At 73.2% G+C, this 17,602-nt stretch carries 13 protein-coding genes; 6 read left to right on the forward strand and 7 right to left on the reverse strand.

Features of this window, described 5'->3' with window-relative positions; genetic code table 11:
- Positions 1-33: 33 nt before the first annotated feature.
- On the forward strand, positions 34-1,776 hold the full coding sequence (locus tag MID12_RS02405) for a pyruvate dehydrogenase (protein ID WP_263164566.1): 1,743 nt from the start codon (positions 34-36) through the stop codon (positions 1,774-1,776).
- 20 nt (positions 1,777-1,796) lie between these two features.
- On the opposite strand, the gene MID12_RS02410 is transcribed toward MID12_RS02405, so the two are convergent.
- Entirely contained in the window at positions 1,797-3,155 is a 1,359-nt protein-coding gene (locus MID12_RS02410; protein ID WP_263164568.1) for an acyltransferase, read from the reverse strand.
- A 433-nt stretch (positions 3,156-3,588) separates the two neighbouring features.
- On the opposite strand from MID12_RS02410, the gene rfbH reads away from it, so the two are divergent.
- Positions 3,589-4,890 (forward strand): lipopolysaccharide biosynthesis protein RfbH, encoded by a 1,302-nt coding sequence (gene rfbH, locus MID12_RS02415; RefSeq protein WP_263164570.1) that lies wholly within the window; start codon positions 3,589-3,591, stop codon positions 4,888-4,890.
- Between the two features lie 133 nt (positions 4,891-5,023).
- Here the strand turns inward: rfbH and MID12_RS02420 are convergent, their stop codons facing one another.
- Positions 5,024-6,250 (reverse strand): macrolide family glycosyltransferase, encoded by a 1,227-nt coding sequence (locus MID12_RS02420; RefSeq protein ID WP_263164572.1) that lies wholly within the window; start codon positions 6,248-6,250, stop codon positions 5,024-5,026.
- Positions 6,251-6,305: 55 nt separating this feature from the next.
- Positions 6,306-6,896: a dTDP-4-dehydrorhamnose 3,5-epimerase family protein gene (locus tag MID12_RS02425; protein ID WP_078844694.1), complete on the reverse strand. Its 591-nt coding sequence runs from the start codon at positions 6,894-6,896 to the stop codon at positions 6,306-6,308.
- 211 nt (positions 6,897-7,107) lie between these two features.
- Here MID12_RS02425 and MID12_RS02430 point away from each other — a divergent pair, with 211 nt between their 5' ends.
- Positions 7,108-8,106, forward strand: coding sequence for an NAD-dependent epimerase/dehydratase family protein (locus MID12_RS02430; protein ID WP_052482060.1), 999 nt, complete (start codon positions 7,108-7,110; stop codon positions 8,104-8,106).
- An 84-nt stretch (positions 8,107-8,190) separates the two neighbouring features.
- On the opposite strand, the gene MID12_RS02435 is transcribed toward MID12_RS02430, so the two are convergent.
- The 4 genes from MID12_RS02435 to MID12_RS02450 form a co-directional block, all read right to left on the reverse strand.
- Complete coding sequence (locus MID12_RS02435) at positions 8,191-8,976, reverse strand: AfsR/SARP family transcriptional regulator (protein ID WP_052482061.1); 786 nt, start codon at positions 8,974-8,976, stop codon at positions 8,191-8,193.
- Complete coding sequence (rfbB, locus tag MID12_RS02440; protein ID WP_040246424.1) at positions 8,970-9,986, reverse strand: dTDP-glucose 4,6-dehydratase; 1,017 nt, start codon at positions 9,984-9,986, stop codon at positions 8,970-8,972. The genes MID12_RS02435 and rfbB overlap by 7 nt, the downstream gene beginning before the upstream one ends.
- An 89-nt stretch (positions 9,987-10,075) precedes the next feature.
- The gene (locus MID12_RS02445) at positions 10,076-11,323 is read right to left on the reverse strand and encodes an activator-dependent family glycosyltransferase (RefSeq protein WP_263164578.1); all 1,248 of its coding nucleotides are present in this window, start codon (positions 11,321-11,323) and stop codon (positions 10,076-10,078) included.
- Between the two features lie 44 nt (positions 11,324-11,367).
- The gene (locus tag MID12_RS02450; protein ID WP_040246426.1) at positions 11,368-11,580 is read right to left on the reverse strand and encodes a ferredoxin; all 213 of its coding nucleotides are present in this window, start codon (positions 11,578-11,580) and stop codon (positions 11,368-11,370) included.
- 311 nt (positions 11,581-11,891) lie between these two features.
- Between MID12_RS02450 and MID12_RS02455 the strand changes: the two genes are divergently transcribed.
- From MID12_RS02455 to MID12_RS02465, 3 genes are all read left to right on the forward strand, one after another.
- Positions 11,892-13,115 (forward strand): cytochrome P450, encoded by a 1,224-nt coding sequence (locus tag MID12_RS02455; protein ID WP_237282641.1) that lies wholly within the window; start codon positions 11,892-11,894, stop codon positions 13,113-13,115.
- Between the two features lie 61 nt (positions 13,116-13,176).
- Entirely contained in the window at positions 13,177-14,397 is a 1,221-nt protein-coding gene (locus MID12_RS02460) for a cytochrome P450 (RefSeq protein WP_040246429.1), read from the forward strand.
- A gap of 194 nt (positions 14,398-14,591) precedes the next feature.
- A complete protein-coding gene (locus MID12_RS02465; protein ID WP_263164582.1) occupies positions 14,592-17,480 on the forward strand; it encodes an ATP-binding protein in 2,889 nt (962 codons plus the stop codon).
- Positions 17,481-17,602 lie beyond the last annotated feature (122 nt).

A 17,602-nucleotide genomic window follows, 5' to 3' on the forward strand; every position in this document is an offset into this window, starting at 1 on the left:
GGGGCCGAGCGGCGACCTGGAGGTGCGGGCGGGATGGCCAAGCAGAACATCGCCGAGCAGTTCGTGGACATCCTGGTCAGGGCGGGGGTCCGCAGGCTCTACGGGGTGGTGGGCGACAGCCTCAACCCGGTGGTCGACGCGGTGCGGCGCACTCCGGCCATCGACTGGATCCACGTACGGCACGAGGAGACCGCCGCCTTCGCGGCCGGGGCCGAGGCCCAGATCACCGGGAGCCTCGCCGCCTGCGCCGGATCCTGCGGGCCGGGCAATCTGCACCTGATCAACGGCCTGTACGACGCCCACCGCTCCATGGCCCCGGTCCTCGCCCTCGCCTCGCACATCCCCTCCAGCGAGATCGGGCTCAGCTACTTCCAGGAGACCCATCCCGACCGGCTCTTCGCCGAGTGCAGCCACTACAGCGAGATGATCTCCAGCCCGCAGCAGATGCCCCGGCTGCTGCAGACCGCGATCCAGCACGCGGTCGGCCGGAGCGGGGTCAGCGTCGTGACGCTGCCCGGCGACGTCGCCGACCGGCCCGCACCCGAACGCGCCTCGGAACACGCCCTGGTCACCTCGCGGCCCACGGTGCGCCCCGGCGACGCCGAGATCGACCGGCTCGCCGCCCTGATCGACGAGGCGGACCGGGTGACCCTCTTCTGCGGCAGCGGCACGGCCGGGGCGCACGCGGAGGTGATGCAGCTCGCCGAGAAGATCAAGTCCCCGGTGGGCCACGCCCTGCGCGGCAAGGAGTGGATCCAGTACGACAACGCCTACGACGTCGGGATGAGCGGTCTGCTCGGGTACGGGGCCGCCTACGAGGCCACCCATGAGTGCGATCTGCTGATCCTGCTCGGCACCGACTTCCCGTACAACGCCTTTCTGCCGGACGATGTGAAGATCGCGCAGGTCGATGTGCGGCCGGAGCACCTCGGACGGCGGTGCAAGCTGGACCTCGCGGTCTGGGGCGACGCGGGCGAGACGCTGCGCTGCCTGATCCCGAAGGTCTCCCCGAAGACGGACCGCCGCTTCCTCGACCGGATGCTCAAGAAGCACGCGGACGCCCTCGAAGGGGTCGTGAAGGCCTACACCCGCAAGGTCGACAAGCATGTGCCCCTGCATCCCGAGTACGTCGCCTCGGTCCTGGACGAACTCGCCGCCGAGGACGCGGTGTTCACCGTCGACACCGGCATGTGCAATGTCTGGGCCGCCCGCTATCTCACGCCCAACGGCCGCCGCCGGATCATCGGCTCCTTCTCGCACGGCTCGATGGCCAACGCGCTCCCCCAGGCCATCGGCGCCCAGTTCACCGACCGCTCCCGGCAGGTCGTCTCGATGTCCGGGGACGGCGGATTCGCCATGCTCATGGGCGACTTCCTCACCCTCGTCCAGTACGAACTCCCGGTGAAGGTGGTCCTCTTCAACAACTCCGCGCTCGGCATGGTCGAACTGGAGATGCTGGTCGCCGGACTGCCCTCGTACGGCACGGCCAACCGCAACCCGGACTTCGCGGCCGTCGCCCGGGCCTGCGGCGCCCACGGGGTCAGGGTGGAGAAGCCCAAGCAGCTCGCCAAGGCCCTCAAGGAGGCCCTCGCGCACCCGGGCCCGGCCCTGGTCGATGTGGTCACCGACCCCAACGCCCTCTCCATCCCGCCGAAGATCAGCGCCGACATGGTCACCGGTTTCGCGCTCTCCGCCTCCAAGGTGGTCCTCGACGGAGGCGTCGGCCGCATGGTCCAGATGGCCCGCGCCAATCTGCGCAACGTGCCCCGGCCCTGACCGCCCCGCCGCCCCCGGTCTCAGTGGGAGGGGGCCAGCGCGTGCAGGCGCCTGTGCCACTCGGGCGTGCGCAGCACATCGGCGGCGGCGAGCGGCAGACTCACGTGGACGTCGCGGCTGTAGTCGTCCTGGGGAGTGGGGGTGACCAGGACGTTCCAGGGGATCGGGATGGAGGGGTACTCGAACCAGAAGGGCCGCCCGGAGCCGAACTCCACCTGGTAGACCGGCAGTCGGCTGACGTTGTTCATGCCCACGGTGTCCTCGAAGGAGTCGAGGGACATCCGGCTGAGCACCCGGCGCACCCGCCCGGCCCGCCGCTGGGCCTCCAGATAGGCGGTCTCCTCGCGGATCCGCTCGGGGGTGACGCGGTTGAGCGCCTCGCGCACGGCGGCGACCGCGCGCTCCGCGGGCTCCTCGCGCAGCACCCGGGTGGGCAGGGTGGCGGTGATGTTGGAGACGGCGTTGCCCCAGAAGCCCTCGGGGTACTGCTCCTTGAGCGCCCCGCGCAGCCCGACCACCAGCCCCAGGCGCTCGGTGCTCTCCGGCGGCCGGTCGCGCAGCGCCGCGAGCACCCGCCAGACCTGCGCGGTCAGGGCGTCCCCGCTGGAGACCTCGATCCCCTCACCGGCCAGCCCGGCGGCCGCCGTCTCCCGGAGCGCGAGGACCTCCTCGGAGGAGAAGCGCGTGGTGAGGGTGGGCACCCGCCGCGCCCCGGCGTTGACCCGCCACAGGAAGCCGAACTTCCGGCGGCCGGAGACCAGGGTGTACTGCGGGTCCTCGGCTGCCGCGCGGGTGCCGGCCGCCATCTCCTCCAGCGGCGTCCTGTCGTGGGGCGCGGGGGCGCCGGGTTCCAGGCCGCGGTGGATCCGGGACCACCGCAGGAGGAAGTCCACGAAGCCGCCGCCGTCGACGATGCTGTGGTTGATGGACACCCCGAGGACGGAGCCGCCGCCCCGCATATGGGTCACCTGGACGGTCAGCAGGGGGGTGTCGTGGTCGACGACGCGGAAGGCGTTGACGGAGTGCAGATAGTGCCGCAGGTCCTTCTTGGCGGACAGCTCGGGGCCGTAGTCCGGCATCGCACGGTCGCTGCGGGAGACGCGGAAGACGGCGCCCGCGTCGTCGCACAGCACGCTGAGGCCGCCGTCCGCGTCCCGTCGCAGCCGCCCGGTGAGCAGGGGGTGGTCCGCCAGGGTGCGGACCAGGGACTCCTGCAGGGCATCGGCGTCGAGCGCCTCGCGGTAGTAGAAGGTGCGGGAGGTGGCGAAGGTGCCGGTCATCAGGTCGTAGACGCCGAGCCGGACGCGCTGCCCGGTCGGCCGACCGGAGCACAGCGTGCGGATGCGGTCCTTCTCGCGTGACGCGGGGCCGGATGTCATGACACCTCAACGGGGACGGTACGGGTCGGACACTCCAGCCTGGCCCGCGGGCGGCGAGGAAATCCCTAGGGTGTGTCGTCACCGTCCTGTGTGGTGTCCGCGGTGTCCGGTGCGTGCGCTCGGTGCGCCGGGCGAAGGTTCTCGTAGCGGAGCTGCTCGGGCCTTTGTCCGGTGCGGCGAGCGTGCGTGCCGGGCGCCGCGGGCGCCGTGCGGGACGGTGAAGGCACACCCTGGGGTGTCCCGCGCGGCGGCAGGCCGCTCGGGCCGCTATCGGTGAAAGTCCCTAGTCTTGCCCGGCACCTGTGGCACGCCGGGGCGCGGGCGTGCTGGGCTGGTGACCCGGATCGACGGATGCGGGCCTCCTCATGCGGCTCCGCGTACGACTCCGCCGTACCGCTCGTCCCGACTGGCACACACAGGAGGCCCTCAGCCGATGGGGAACGACAAGAGCGCGATCCTCGACCTGGTCCGCGAATACCATCGAAACAACGAGTCCTCCGGATTCGTGCCGGGCGTCACCCCTGTCATGGCCTCCGGGGCCGTGCTCTCCGAGGACGACCGGGTCGCCTTCGTCGAGGCGGCACTGGACATGCGCATCGCCGCCGGGGTCAGCTCCCGCAGGCTGGAGCGCGGGCTCGCCAAGTTCTTCGGCCTGCGCAAGGCGCATCTCACCAACTCCGGTTCCTCGGCGAACCTGTTGGCCCTCAGTGCCCTGACCTCCCCGCAGCTGGAGGAGCACCGGCTGCTGCCGGGCGACGAGGTGGTCACGGTGGCCGCGGGCTTCCCGACCACGGTCAACCCGATCCTGCAGAACGGACTCGTACCGGTCTTCACCGACATCGAACTGGGCACCTACAACGCCTCGTTGGAGCGGGTGGAGCAGGCCATCGGGCCCCGGACCCGGGCGATCATGATGGCGCACGCGCTCGGCAACCCCTTCCAGGTCGCGGAGATCGCCCAACTGGCCGAGGACCGCGGCCTGTTCCTCATCGAGGACAACTGCGACGCGCTGGGCAGCACCTACCGGGGGCAACTGACCGGCACCTTCGGCGACATGGCCACCGAGAGCTTCTATCCCGCGCACCACATCACCATGGGCGAGGGCGGCTGCGTACTGACCGACAACCTGGCGCTCGCGCGGATCGTCGAGTCGATGCGGGACTGGGGCCGGGACTGCTGGTGCGAACCGGGCGAGGACAACCGCTGCTTCAAGCGCTTCGAGCAGCAGATGGGGTCGCTGCCGGAGGGCTACGACCACAAGTACATCTTCTCCCACGTCGGCTACAACCTGAAGTCGACCGACCCGCAGGCCGCGCTCGGGCTCCAACAGCTCAGCCGCATCGAGGAGTTCGGCCGCGCCCGGCGGCACAACTGGGCCCGGCTGCGCGCGGGCCTGGACGGACTGCCCCATCTGGTGCTGCCGGAGGCCACCCCGGGCAGCGACCCGAGCTGGTTCGGCTTCGCCCTGACGGTGAGCCCCGGGGCGCCCTTCGCGCCGGCCGCGCTGATCGAGCACCTGGAGCAGGGCAAGGTCGCCACCCGCCGCTTCTTCGCGGGCAATCTCACCCGCCACCCGGCCTACGAGGGACGGGAGTTCAGGGTGAGCGGCCCGCTGACCAACAGCGACATCACCACCGAGCGCACCTTCTGGATCGGGGTCTTCCCGGGTCTGACGGACCCGATGATCGACCACAGCATCAGCACCGTGAAGGAGTTCGTCACCCGGCCGCACTGACCGGCGGCCCCGCGCCCCGTCGGCGACCGCGGGAACGTGCGCAGGTACGTGCGGGGCCGCTCCCTTCGAGGGGGCGGCCCCGCACGGCTGAGCGCGCCGGGCCCGCGGTCCTCGCCGGGCCCGGGGCGCCCGGTCAGCCCACGGCGGTCCGGCTCGGCCGCAGCGCCGCCCACTCCTCCACCAGGTCCGCCGCGCGGGGGGCGCCGCCCGCGCGGCGGACGGCCTCCCGCATCCGCGCCCGCGCGCCGGGTCCCGCGGGGTCGGCGAGCAGCTCCGCGACCGCCCGCCGGAGGCCGTCCGCGGTCAGCGCCTGCCCCGCGAGCCCCCTGCCCACGCCGAGCTTCTCCAACTGGCGTGCGCTCAGGTCGAGTTCGTGGGCGCGGGGCAGGGCGACCACGGGGGTCCCGCAGTGCAGCGCCTCCATCAGGCTGCCCATACCGGCGTGGCAGACGAACACGTCCGCGTGCGGGAGCACGGCGGGGTGCGGCAGCCAGGGGTGGGCCTCGACATGGGCGGGCAGCGCGCCGAGGCGGGTGGGGTCGGCGCCCCGGCCCAGGGTCATCACGACGTGCCACTCCCCGGCCGGGAAGGCCTCGGCGCAGACCCGGAAGAAGTCGTCCCGGTCGCCGGACTCGGTGCCCAGGGACACCAGGGCGAGCCGCCGCCCGTCGCCCGGCGGCGACCAGAGGCCGGGCTCCGGCTCGGTGAACGTCGGTCCCACGAAGGCGAACCGCTCGTCGAAGCTGTCCCCCTCGACCTGGAACTCCCGCGGCAGGAAGACCAGGTTGCGCTCGTCCCACTCGGCGCCGTAGCGGCCCATCTCGGACAGGCCGATGCCGTGCTCCCCCATGAAGGCGATCACCAGCTCGGCGCCCTCGGCCATCACGGGGTGGTCCTTGCCCCACATCTGCGCGCGGAGCGAGAAGACCTCGTTGGCCGCGTGGCTCGGCCACAACTGCACCGGCACCGCGCCCAGTTCGCGGGCGAGGACGCGGGCGGGGACGACCGTCTCGAAGTCGTAGAGGACCGCGTCGGGAGGGTCCGCGGCGAGGGCCTCGCGCGCGAGGGGGTAGACGGTGGCCATGGTGTCGGCGAGCAGGGCGTAGCCGTCCCGGGCGAGGCTGTCGGGGTCGGGGTCGGCGGCGCGGTAGAAGTCCCCGCGGGCGGAGGTGTACGTCACCGCCCGGGCCCCGGTCTGTGCCACGACGGAGGCGTAGGCGCCGTCGACGACATAGGTCACGCGGTGGCCGCGGGCGGTCAGTTCGCGGCTGAGGCCGAGGGTCGGGCCGATGTGGCCGAAGTCCGCGAAGAGGAGCAGCGCGAAGTGCCGGGGGGCGGAGGCCTCACTGCCGAGTGTCATGGGTTCTCCTGGAAGGGTGCGGCGGATGCGGCCGTGGGTCCCGCGGAGCCCCGGGTCAGGCGGCCCCGCGGAGCGCGGCGTAGTGCGCCAGGCAGTCCTCGTAGGCGGCCAGGGACCCGTTCTCGCGGGCGGTGGCGACGGACATCGCGGAGGAGTCCTTGGCGGACATCAGGGGGGTGTCGGACAGGCTCCAGGGCAGGGCGAGTTCGGCGTCGAAGGGGTCGATGTCCACCTGGGTGCCGGGGACGAACTCCGTGGAGCAGTGGTAGGAGACGCAGGTGTCGTCGGTCAGGGCGAGGAAGCCGTGCACCAGGCCCTCGGCGACGAACAGCGCCTCGCCGGAGGCGGCGTCCAGCCAGTTCGCCTCGTGCACGCCCCAGGTCGGGGAGCCGGTCCGCAGGTCCACGACGATGTCGAGGACCGCGCCGCGCACCACGCAGACCAGCTTGGCCTGGCCCGGCGGCAGCAGGGTGCCGTGCAGTCCGCGCAGGGTGCTGCGGCGGGAGACCGAGTAGTTCACCTGGGCGACCGGGAACGGCCGCCCGATCTCCTCCGCCAGGCGCTCGTGGCGGAACGACTCGTAGAAGCTGCCTCGTAGGTCGCACAGCTTGTGCGGCGTGATGTGGTACGCGTCCGGCACAGCCATCTCTCGAACCTTCATGGTGGCAGCACGCTAGGACACGCGCTTCCAGGACCGGTCCAGGACGGGCGGTGGACCGGTCGAGTTCAACGGGCTCTCAGAGATCCTGGACCGCGGGGTGCCACAGTGGCCGAGCGCCGCCCGCGTACAGCGGTGCGGGCTACGAGCGGACGCGGCGGGCCGGGAACGGACGGCCGGCCCCTTGGAGGAGAACGGCATGGCCTTCGCTGCACGGAGCCTTCCGGACCACGCGGACCCCCGCTCCGGCCGGGTGCTGCTCCTCGGTGCGACCGGTTTCGTGGGGCGCCATGTGGGGGCCGCCCTGGAGGGGGCCGGATACGAGGTCCTGGCGGTGGCACGCCGCCCGCGCAAGACACCGGCCTCCTGGCGGCTCTACCTCATGGACCTCGCCTCCCACGGGCCCGAGGCGCTGACCGCGCTGCTCGACGAGGAGCGCCCGGTCGCCGTGGTCAACGCGGCCGGTGAGGTGTGGTCCTCCTCGGTGGGCGGCATGCGCCTCGGCAACCAGCTCCTGGTGGACCGCCTCCTGGCCGGTCTCGCCCGCTCCCGGGTGCGGCCGCGGCTCGTGCAGCTCGGCTCGGTGCACGAGTACGCCCCGCAGCCCTCGCGGGTACGGCTCTCGGAGTCCTCGGCGACGCGGCCGACCACGGACTACGGCCGCTCCAAGCTGGAGGGCACCCAGGCGGTGCTGCGGGCCGCGGCCGAGGGCGCCACCGACGCGGTCGTGCTGCGGCTGTCGAACGTGATCGGCGCGGGCGCTCCCGCGGGCAGCCTGCTGGGCCATGTGGCGGGGCAGTTGCTCGCCGCCGCGCCCGGCACCACGGCCGAGGTCCGGGTCTCGCCGCTGCGCAGCAGCCGCGACTTCGTCGACGCCAAGGACGTGTCGCGGGCGGTGGTCGCCGCCATGCGCGTGCCCGGGGCGGCCGGCAGTGTGGTCAACATCGCGAGCGGCAGCTCGCAGCACGTACGCGACATGGTCGACCTGCTGATCGGGATCAGCGGGCGCCCGGCCCGGCTGGTGGAGAGTTCCCTGACCGGTGTGCGACCGGTGACGGACACCGACTGGATGGGCGTGGACATCTCCCGGGCCCGGGAGCTCCTGGACTGGACGCCCGGCCGCACCCCGCGCGACATGATCGCGGACATGTGGCGCGCCGCCGCCGACCTCGCCTCGGACAGCCGCGGGAGCGGATGACGGCGGCGCTCCGGGCACGGCCCGAGGGGGCGCGCACCCGGAGCGGGAGGACAGCGGGACGAGGCGAACGGACGGCGGGGCGGGCTAGCCGGGCAGCAGGTCGAGGTCGGCGACGCTGATGCGGTCGGTCAGTACGTGCTGGCGGATGCGCTGCAGCCCGGGTGAGGGGTCGAGGCCCAGCTCCTCGCGCAGCACCTCCCGCAGCCGCTGGTAGGTCTGCAGGGCCTCGTTGCGGCGCCCGCAGCGTTCCAGGGCGATGATGAGGGTGCCCTGGAACCACTCGTGCAGGGGATACGCGCAGGCCAACTCCTTGAGTTCGCCCACGACATGGCGGTGCCGGCCGAGGCGGAGCTGCGCGGTGATGCGCATCTCCTGCGCCTGCAGGTGCAGTTCGTCCAGGCGCATGGCGTAGCCGCGCAGCGTCGGCCCCTGGGCCACATCGGCGAAGAGCGGGCCGCGCCACAGCTCAAGGGCGCGCTCCAGGAGCCGGGCGGCCCCGGTGCTGTCGTCCTCGGCGAGTGCCGTCTGCCCCTTCAGGGTGAGCAGGCCGAACTCGTCCAGGTCGCACTCGCCGGTGGCCACCTGGAGCACATATCCCTGCGGGTGGGTCGTGAGCCGGCCGCCCTGCGGGGCGCCCTCCTCGTCCGGCAGGGCCCTGCGCAACTGGTAGGCGTAGGTCTGCACGGTGCCGGTGGAGCTGCGCGGCGGGCAGTGCGACCACAGCTCGTCCGCGATCGCGGCGAGCGGGACCACGGTGTTGCGGCGGGCGAGGAGCAGGGCGAGGAGCTGGCGCACCTTGGGCGCGGTGGGCGTGACGTCGTGGCCGTCGGCGCGTACGCACAGCGGGCCCAGGGTGGAGAAGGTCAGCACGGGAGGTCCCCCCTGCCCGCGACGGCGGCGGCGGTCCTGCGGGCGGCCTGCTCCCAGACCTCCTGGTGCGCGCGGTACCAGGCGACGGTCTCGGCGAGCCCTTCGGTGAAGTCCTTCTGCGGCTTGTAGCCGAGTTCCACATGGGCCTTGCGCCAGTCCACGGAGTAGCGGCGGTCGTGGCCCTTGCGGTCGGTGACGTGGTCGACGCTGTCCCAGTTCGCTCCGCAGGCCTCCAGGAGGAGTTCGGTGAGCTGACGGTTGGTCAGTTCGGTGCCGCCGCCGATGTTGTAGACCTCACCGGCGCGGCCCCGGGTGCGGACCAGTTCGATGCCCCGGACGTGGTCGTCGATGTGCAGCCAGTCGCGCACATGCAGTCCGTCCCCGTAGAGCGGGACGCGACCGCCCCGCAGCAGGCGGGTCACGAAGAGCGGGATGATCTTCTCGGGGAACTGGTGGTGCCCGTAGTTGTTGGAGCAGCGGGTGACCCGCACGTCGAGCTGGTGCGAACGGTGGTAGGCCAGCGCGATGACATCGCTGGCCGCCTTGGACGCGGCGTACGGGGAGTTGGGGCTGAGCGGCTGGTCCTCGGCGCAGGAGCCGTCCGGGATGGAGCCGTAGACCTCGTCGGTGGAGACGTGCACGAAGGTGCGCACCCCGTGCCGCAGCGCCGCGTCGAGCAGGGTCTGCGTGCCGAGCACATTGGTCCGCACGAACTCGGTGGCGCTGGCCAGCGAGCGGTCCACATGGGACTCGGCGGCGAAGTGCACGACCTCGTCGTGCTCGGCCATCAGGGCGTCCACGGCTTCGGTGTCGCAGATGTCGCCGACGACCAGGCGGTAGCGCGGGGAGTCGGCGACCGGGTCGAGGTTGGCCGGGTTGGCGGCGTAGGTGAAGGCGTCGAGGACGGTGACGCTGACGTCGTCGGGCCCCAGCGGGCCGAGCAGCGTCCGGACGTAGTGGGACCCGATGAAGCCGGCACCGCCGGTCACCAGGATGCGCGTCTGACTCATCTCGGTACGGCGCTTCTCCGGTGGAACGAGCGGGCGCCGTCCTCCCTTCTCGGGGTACGGGGGTGGGTGCGAGGCTTGCGGACGGCGGCTCAGCGGGCGGCGACGAGCCGTTCCAGGGTGCCGACGACCTCGTGCGGGCCGGGCATGGCGGCGGACTCGTCCCGCAGGTGCCGGGCCGCGGCGGTGTAGGACGGCTCCTCCAGGAGGCGCCGGGTCAGCTCGGCGACGCGTGCGGCGCCGGCTTCGCTGTGGTGCAGGAAGTGCCCGGCCCCGGCGTCCTCCAGGGAACGCCCGCGCAGCTCCTGGTCGGCGACGAGGGTGGACAGGGCGAGCTGCGGTACGGCGTTGACCAGTGCGGTGGAGAAGGAGCCCCAGCCGCCGTGGTGGACGACCGCCGCGCAGGAGGGCAGCAGGGTGTTCAGGGCGACACCGCTGACGGCGCGCACATTGTCCGGCAGGGCGCCGAGCTGCTCCACCGTGTCGGGCGTGAGCGCGGCGACCACCTCGGCGTCGAGGGCGGCGAGTTGTCCGAGGATGTCCTCGACCGGCAGGTAGTCGCCGCCGTAGGCCTCGGAGTTGGTGCGGCCGAGGGTCAGGCAGATCCGGGGGCGCTTGGGCTCCTCGCGGAGCCAGTCCCATCGCACGGCGGGGCCGTTGTAGGGCACGTAGCGCAGGGACACCTGCTCCAGGCCGCTCGGCGGGCGCAGGCTCGGCGGCAGGGTGTCCAGGGTGAACTGGCCGTTCAGGAGCTCCTCGTCGCAGGGCACGCCGTAGGGTCCGCCGCGCTCCTCGACCCAGTCGGCGAGCGGGTCCTCCCGCTGCTCCTCGGGGACGTCGCGGGCCAGCTCGACGAAGGTGTCGCGGGCCTGCCCGTACACATCGGCGCACCACAGCAGTCGGGCGTGGGCGGCGCCGCAGGCACGGGCCGCGATCCCGCCCGCGTAGGCGATGGGGTCGCGGACGACGAGGTCCGGTTTCCAGTACCTGGCCAGCGCGACGAGGTCGTCCACCAGGGGGTCGTTGTAGCGGGCGAAGCCCCAGGGGACGGAGATGCGGTACCGGCCGAGCAGGCTCTCGTGGTCCACCTCGCCGTAGCCGAGGCGGCTCCAGTTGGCGACGTCGGCGTCCTGGGAGTCCCGGGAGCCGCTCATGTCGCGGTGCATGGCGTTGTCCGTGCCGACGGGGGCGGCGACGAGTCCGGCGCCGGTGATGTCCGCCGTCAGGGACGGGGCGTTGGCCATCATGACCTCGTGACCCGCCGCGGTCAGGGCCCAGGCGAGCGGGACCATCGTGTAGAGGTGCGACTTCTCCGGCAGACCCGCGAACAGAACGCGCATGGTTTCCACTTCCTCGTCGGAGGGCGAACGGACGGTGTCGTGCCTCAGTCCCGCGGGCGCGCGGCCCCGGCCGTGGTGATCGCGCCCAGCGGACACATCTCGGCCGCCTCCCGCACCGCCTCGTACTGGTCCGCTCCCGGGTCCTCCACCAGCAGCACGGACAGGCCGTCCTCGACGCGCTGGTCGAAGACCTCGGGGGCGATGAGGGCACACTGACCGGCGCCGATGCACTTGTCGTGGTCGATCGAAATGTCCATGGGCAAGCCTCTTCACACACGGGTCGGAGTCGACGGGCAGCCGGGATGTGCCCCATCTTGCGGGGCGCCCCCACCTGTTGGGACGTCCGCGCCGAGCTGTCTGGGGTTTCCTCCAGAGATTCGCCGCGCGCGGCGGGCGCGCGGGGTTCCCGCCGGGGCCGGTACTCGGTGAATCCCTAGAGTCCGCGGCTCGTACTGGCCGCGGGAACGGCCCCCGTGCTGGAGTGACCGCTACCGCCCGCGGGGTGCCAGGGCCCGACTCCCGTGACGCGTGCACCGTGCGGGCGACGACCTCTGCGAAAGGTGACCCAGTGGCGCAGCAAGGCATGTCGGAGGTGCTCGATCCGGCCCAGGCGGCCGCCGGTCTCCCGGACCGCGCCCCGACCGTGGAACCGGACGGCGGTGACACCCTCCTGGCGTGGGCGGCGCGCATGCGCGCCGAGCAGCCGGTGTGGCGGGACGGCTCGGGAATCGTCCATGTCTTCCGGCACGCCGACGTGCAGCGCATCCTGGCCGACCCCGGCACCTTCTCCTCGGACACGGTCGGCCGCCTCTCGGGCGGCGAACGGCAGGCCCCCCGCGGCACCCTGCTGCTGCTCGACCCGCCGCTGCACGGCAAGATGCGCCGGCTGATCAGCCGGGCCTTCACCCCCGGGCTCATCGCGGGCCTGGAACCGGCCATCACCGAGCTGACCGCCGAACTCCTCGACCGGGCCGAGGGAGACCGCTACGACCTGGTCGACGTCCTCGCCAACCCCCTGCCGGTGACCGTGATCGCCCGCATGCTGGGGGTGCCGGGCGAGGACCGGATGCTGTTCCAGGGCTGGGCCGACCAGCTCCTGAACACCGATCCGGACGACCCGGAGAGCGTACGCGCCATGGAGGAGACGGCGGTCGGCATCACCGCCTACCTCCAGACCTTCATCGACGAGCGGCGCCGCTCCCCCCGCGGCGACCTCCTGGGCATCCTGGTCGAGGCGGAGCTGGAGGGCGAGCGGCTGGACGACGAGGACATCGCCAGCTTCGCCACCCTGCTCCTGATGGCCGGGCACATCACCACCTCGGTCCTGCTGGGCAACACCCTGATGAGCCTGGACCGCGACCCCGGACTCTTCGCCCAGGTACGCGCGGACCGCTCCCTGGTGCCCGCGGTGATCGAGGAGACGCTGCGGCTGCGCCCGCCGTTCACCCGCATCGAGCGGGTCACCACCACCGAGGTCACCCTCGGCGGGGTGGACATCCCGGAGAACGGCCTGGTCTACCTGTGGCTGCTCTCCGCCAACCGCGACGAGGACGTCTTCGAGGAGGCGGACTCCTTCCGCCTGCACCGGGCCAACGGCAAGCAGGCCGCCTTCGGGCACGGCGTGCACTACTGCATCGGTGCGCCGCTGGCCCGCCTGGAGGGCCGGATCGCCCTCGACGCGCTGCTCGACCGCTACGCCCGTATCGAGGTCGACCCCGAGGTGCGCCTTTCCTGGCACGGCACCAACGTCTTCGGTGCCCGCCGCCTCCCGCTGCGCCTCGAACGGTCCTGAACCCGCGGCACAGGCCGCGCCCTTCCCCCTTCCGACGCCTCCCGCATCCCCCGGAGCGACCATGAAGACCAGGCCCGATCCCCCCGTGATCCCCTCGGACCGCGGCGGCTGCCCCTTCGACCCGCCCGCCGCCTACGCCCGGCTGCGCGCCGAGGACCCGGTCAGCCCCGTCACCTTCCAGGTGGCGCCCGGCGACCCGAACGGCTGGCTGGTGACCCGGCACGACCTGGTGCGCGAGATCCTCGCCGACGAGCGGTTCAGCCACCGCAACGAACTGCTGGCGCACGTCGTCGCGCCGCCCTTCCCGATGGACGAGTACAAGCCGGTGCCCTCCGCGCCCGGCTCCTTCGCGAAGATGGACGCCCCCGAGCACACCAAGTACCGGCGCCTGCTGGCCGGGCACTTCACCCTGCGCCGCATCCAGGCCTACGAACCGGAGCTGGAGCGCCTGGTCGACGAGACCCTGGAGGAGATGGCGGCCAAGGGCTCGCCCGCCGACCTGGTCACCGACTGGGCGGAGGTCTTCAGCCTGCGCTCGGTCTGCTCGCTGATGGATGTCACCCCCGAGCTGATGGACGGCATCGCGGAGCACTTCGGGGCGCTGATGCGGCTGACGTACACGCTCGAGGAGTTCATCCACCACATCGAGTCGATGGACGCGCTGATCCGGCCGATGGTGGCCGAGCGCATGGCCGAGCAGGGCGAGGACTTCTTCGGGCGCCTCTCGGCGACCGGCGAGCTGACCGAGGACGAACTGGTCAACCTGGCCGTCCTCACCCTCGGCGGCTCCCTGGACACCACGCCGAACATGCTGGCGCTGAGCACCTTCGCGCTCCTCGAACACCCCGAGCAGCTCGCCCTGCTGCGCGAGCGCCCCGAGCTGTACGAGGCGGGCGCGGTCGACGAGTTGCTGCGCTATCTGACCATCTCCCAGATGGGCTCCAGCCGGTGCGCCGTGCAGGACGTCGAGCTGGGCGGGCGCACCATCAAGGCCGGGCAGACGGTGGTGCTCTCGCTGCCCGCGGCCAACCGCGACCCGGAGGTCTTCACCGACCCCGACCGCCTCGACGTGACCCGGATCCCGCGCAAGCACCTGGCGCTCGGTTTCGGTGCCCACCAGTGCCTGGGCCAGCACCTGGCGCGCTCCAGCATGCGCATCGGTCTGCGCAAGCTCTTCGACCGCTTCCCGAGCCTGCGGCTGGCCAAGCCGGCGGCCGAAGTCCCGCTGCGCGACCGGTCGGTCCACTACGGAGTGGACGAGTTGCCCGTCGCCTGGGACTAGATCGCCCGCGGACGGGACACATTGAGGTGTATGCGTCTCGAACCGTAGAGAAGGCCGCGTTCAGGAGGGGTATCCGGACAGCCGTCCGGTACGCGCCCGGACTGAGGCCCCCGTCGGCCGGCGGGGACAGCACGCAGCACATGAGCCGCCCCGGCCGGCGGCTCCTGAGGCTCCTTCGGAGAGGGTGAACCGCCATGACCGTCGTCACCGGCGAGCGCAGTCCACATGGTTCGGGGAAGACCGGCGCACCACCCGAACTCGTGGAGCGCGAGCGCGAACTCTCCGTCCTGACCGAGGCCGCCCGCCGGGCGGCCGCCGGGTCCCCCGGGCTGATCGTGCTGGAAGGACCGGACGGCATCGGCAAGTCCGCGCTGCTGCGCGCCCTCGTCGGTGCCGCCCCGGCCCTGCACGTGCTGACGGCGCGCGCGGAGCCGGAGCAGCAGCAGACGCCGCTGAGCCTCGCCCGGCGCCTGGTGGCCCCGCTCGCCGAGGCCTACCGCGCGGATCCGGCGCTGCCCTGGCCCGTGCACCCCGAGAAGTCCGCGGACCCCACGGCGCGCGGCAAGTCTGATATCGATGTCAACGCCGTCCCGCACGGGCTGCTGGCCGAGTTGTACGAGCTGCTGCGCTCCGCGGCGACGCACCGGCCGCTGCTGCTCGCGGTGGACGACGCGCACCTGGCGGACCCGGCCTCGCTGCACTTCCTCGCGCACACCGCGCGGCGGCTGCCCGGCCAGCCCGTCCTGCTGGCCCTGAGCTGCCGCGGCGGCCACGCCTCCGCCTCCCTGGACGAGATCGCGGCGCAGCCCCAGTGCCGCACCCTGCGGCCCCGTCCGCTGACCGCCGAGGGCATCGGCCGGGTGGCCCAGGCGCTGACCGGCTCCGCGGGCGACGCGCAGTTCCAGGGTTCCTGTCTGGCGGTGACCGGCGGCAATCCGCTCCTGGTGACCCGGCTGGTCTCGGCGCTGCGCGAGAACGGCCTGGACCTCACCGTCGAGAACATCACCGCGGTCGACGGCCAGGGCGCGCAGTCCTTCCGCAGCCGGATCGCGCACCTGCTGAGCCAGCAGCCGGACAGCGTCCTGCGGGCCGTCAGGGCGATGGCCGTCCTCGGCGACGGCACCCCGACCGATCTGTGCGGGCGGCTGGCCACCCTCGACGAACCCGCCTTCGCCCAGTCGCTGTTCACCCTGAACTCCCTCGGCCTGGTGGGCTTCACCGCCGGCGCCGGCGCCTGGTCCTTCACCCACCCCGTGGTCCGCGAGGCCGTCCTCGACGGCATCGGCGACCGCGAGGGCGGCGCCGCGCACGGCCGGGCCGCCCGGCTGCTGCACGACAGCGGGGCCCCCACCGCCGAGGTCATCGCCCAGCTGCTGCGGTCCCAAGGCACCCCCACCGAGCCGTGGGCCACCACCCTGCTGCGGGAGGCCGCCCGGGAGGCCATGCTCGCCAGCAGGCCGGAGCGTGCGGTGGAGCTGCTGCGGCCCTGTGTGCCGGAGGGCCGCGAGAACGAATGCTCCCCCGCGCTGCTGACCGAACTGGGCGTCGCCGAGGGCCGGGTGGACCCCGAGGCGGCGGTCGGGCACCTGACGGTGGCTCTGAAGCGCGCCATCGACCCCGAGCTGCGGCTGACCGCGCTCAGCGCGCTCGCGGTGGGCCTCGCCCGCACCGGGCAGCTCGCCCGTGCGGTGGGACTGCTCAACCGGCACCGCACCACCGGCGCCGAGGACGGCGTCGCGAGCGCCCAGCTCCTCGAGGCCCAGTTGCTGATGGCGGTGATCGGGAGCCGCGAGGCGTATCTGGAGCTCATCGACACCGTGCCGCTCGATCTGGACCTGCCCGGTGAGACCCCGGCGGAGCGGGTGCTCGTGGCCACCCGGGCGGTCCTCGTCGCCTCCCGCATGGACCGGGTGCCCGAGTGCCTCGCCGCCACCCGCAGGGCCTGGCAGCGCAGCAGCCCGACCACCGACTCGTACGCCTTCCTGGCCACCGCCGCCACCTCGCTCCTCTACACGGACGCGCCGCGCGAGGCCGAGGACGTCTTCCGGCAGCTCATCCACGGCGGCGAGACGCTGCCCGAGGACGAGTGCCGCAACGCGCTGGGCCTCAGCGCGGACGCCTGCCTGCGGCTCGGCTCCCTGGAGGCGGCCCTCAAGTCCGCGACGCGGGCGCTGAAGGACACCGACCTCGCGGCCGTCAGCCACCACCAGGCCCTGGCGCTCGCGATCCGGCTGCATGTCTTCCTGGAGCAGGGGGACCTCGACGCGGCCAGCGCGGCGGTGGCCGGGTCCCCCGACCCGAAGGACGAGGACGCCTGGCAGTGGAACGAACTGCTGGGCGCCCACGGCCGTCTGCGCCTGGCGCAGGGCGACGCCGAGGGCGCGCTGGCCCTGCTGACGGAGTGCGGGCGGCGCCAGCGCGCCTGGCAGCGCACCAACCCCGCGGTCTCCCCGTGGTGGTACTGGGCGGGCCAGGCGCACCTGGCCCTGGGGCAGCACGCCGAGGCGCGGGAACTCGCCGACGAGGCGATCGGCCTGGCCCGCGCGGGCCAGCTCCCCTGCGCCCTCGGCACGGCTCTGGAACTGCGGGCGGCGGCGGTGCACGACCCGCGCGAGCGGGCGGCTCTGCTGGAGGAGGCGGAGGCGGTGCTCGCCCCGACCGGGGCGGAGCTGATACTCGCCCGGGTGCGCGTGTCGCGGGGCCGGGCCCTGTACGAGCTGGGGCACAAGGAGGCCGCCCGGGAGGTGCTGCGCAAGGGCTGGAACGCCTCGTACGCCGCCGGGGCGCGCGCCCTGCACGAGGAGGCCCGCAAGGCGCTGCTCGCCACCGGGGCGCGGCCGCGCCGCCCGGTCTCCCGCGGGCTCGGCTCGCTCACCCGGAGCCAGAGCCAGGTGGCGCGGCTGGCCGCGGAGGGCGCCTCCAACGCGGAGATCGCCGAGACCCTCTTCGTCACGCAGCGCACCGTCGAGGTCCACCTGACCTCGGCTTATCGCAAGCTCGGCGTCTCCGGGCGCCGCGAGCTGCGCGGCGCCCTGCGTCCCCCCGAGGAGGGGACCCGGCCGAAGCCGGGCCGCCCCGCCTGACACCCTCCGTACGGCCCGGGGCACCGACCCCCGCGGCCGCCGCCACAGCCACAGCCGTCCCCGGCGGACCGCCCTCGCGCGGCCCCGCCGGGGGCGGTTTTCCGTGTGCCGGCGGGCGGGCG

It is taken from the genome of Streptomyces sp. SCSIO ZS0520 (assembly GCF_025643355.1).
Taxonomy (GTDB): Bacteria; Actinomycetota; Actinomycetes; order Streptomycetales; family Streptomycetaceae; genus Streptomyces; species Streptomyces physcomitrii.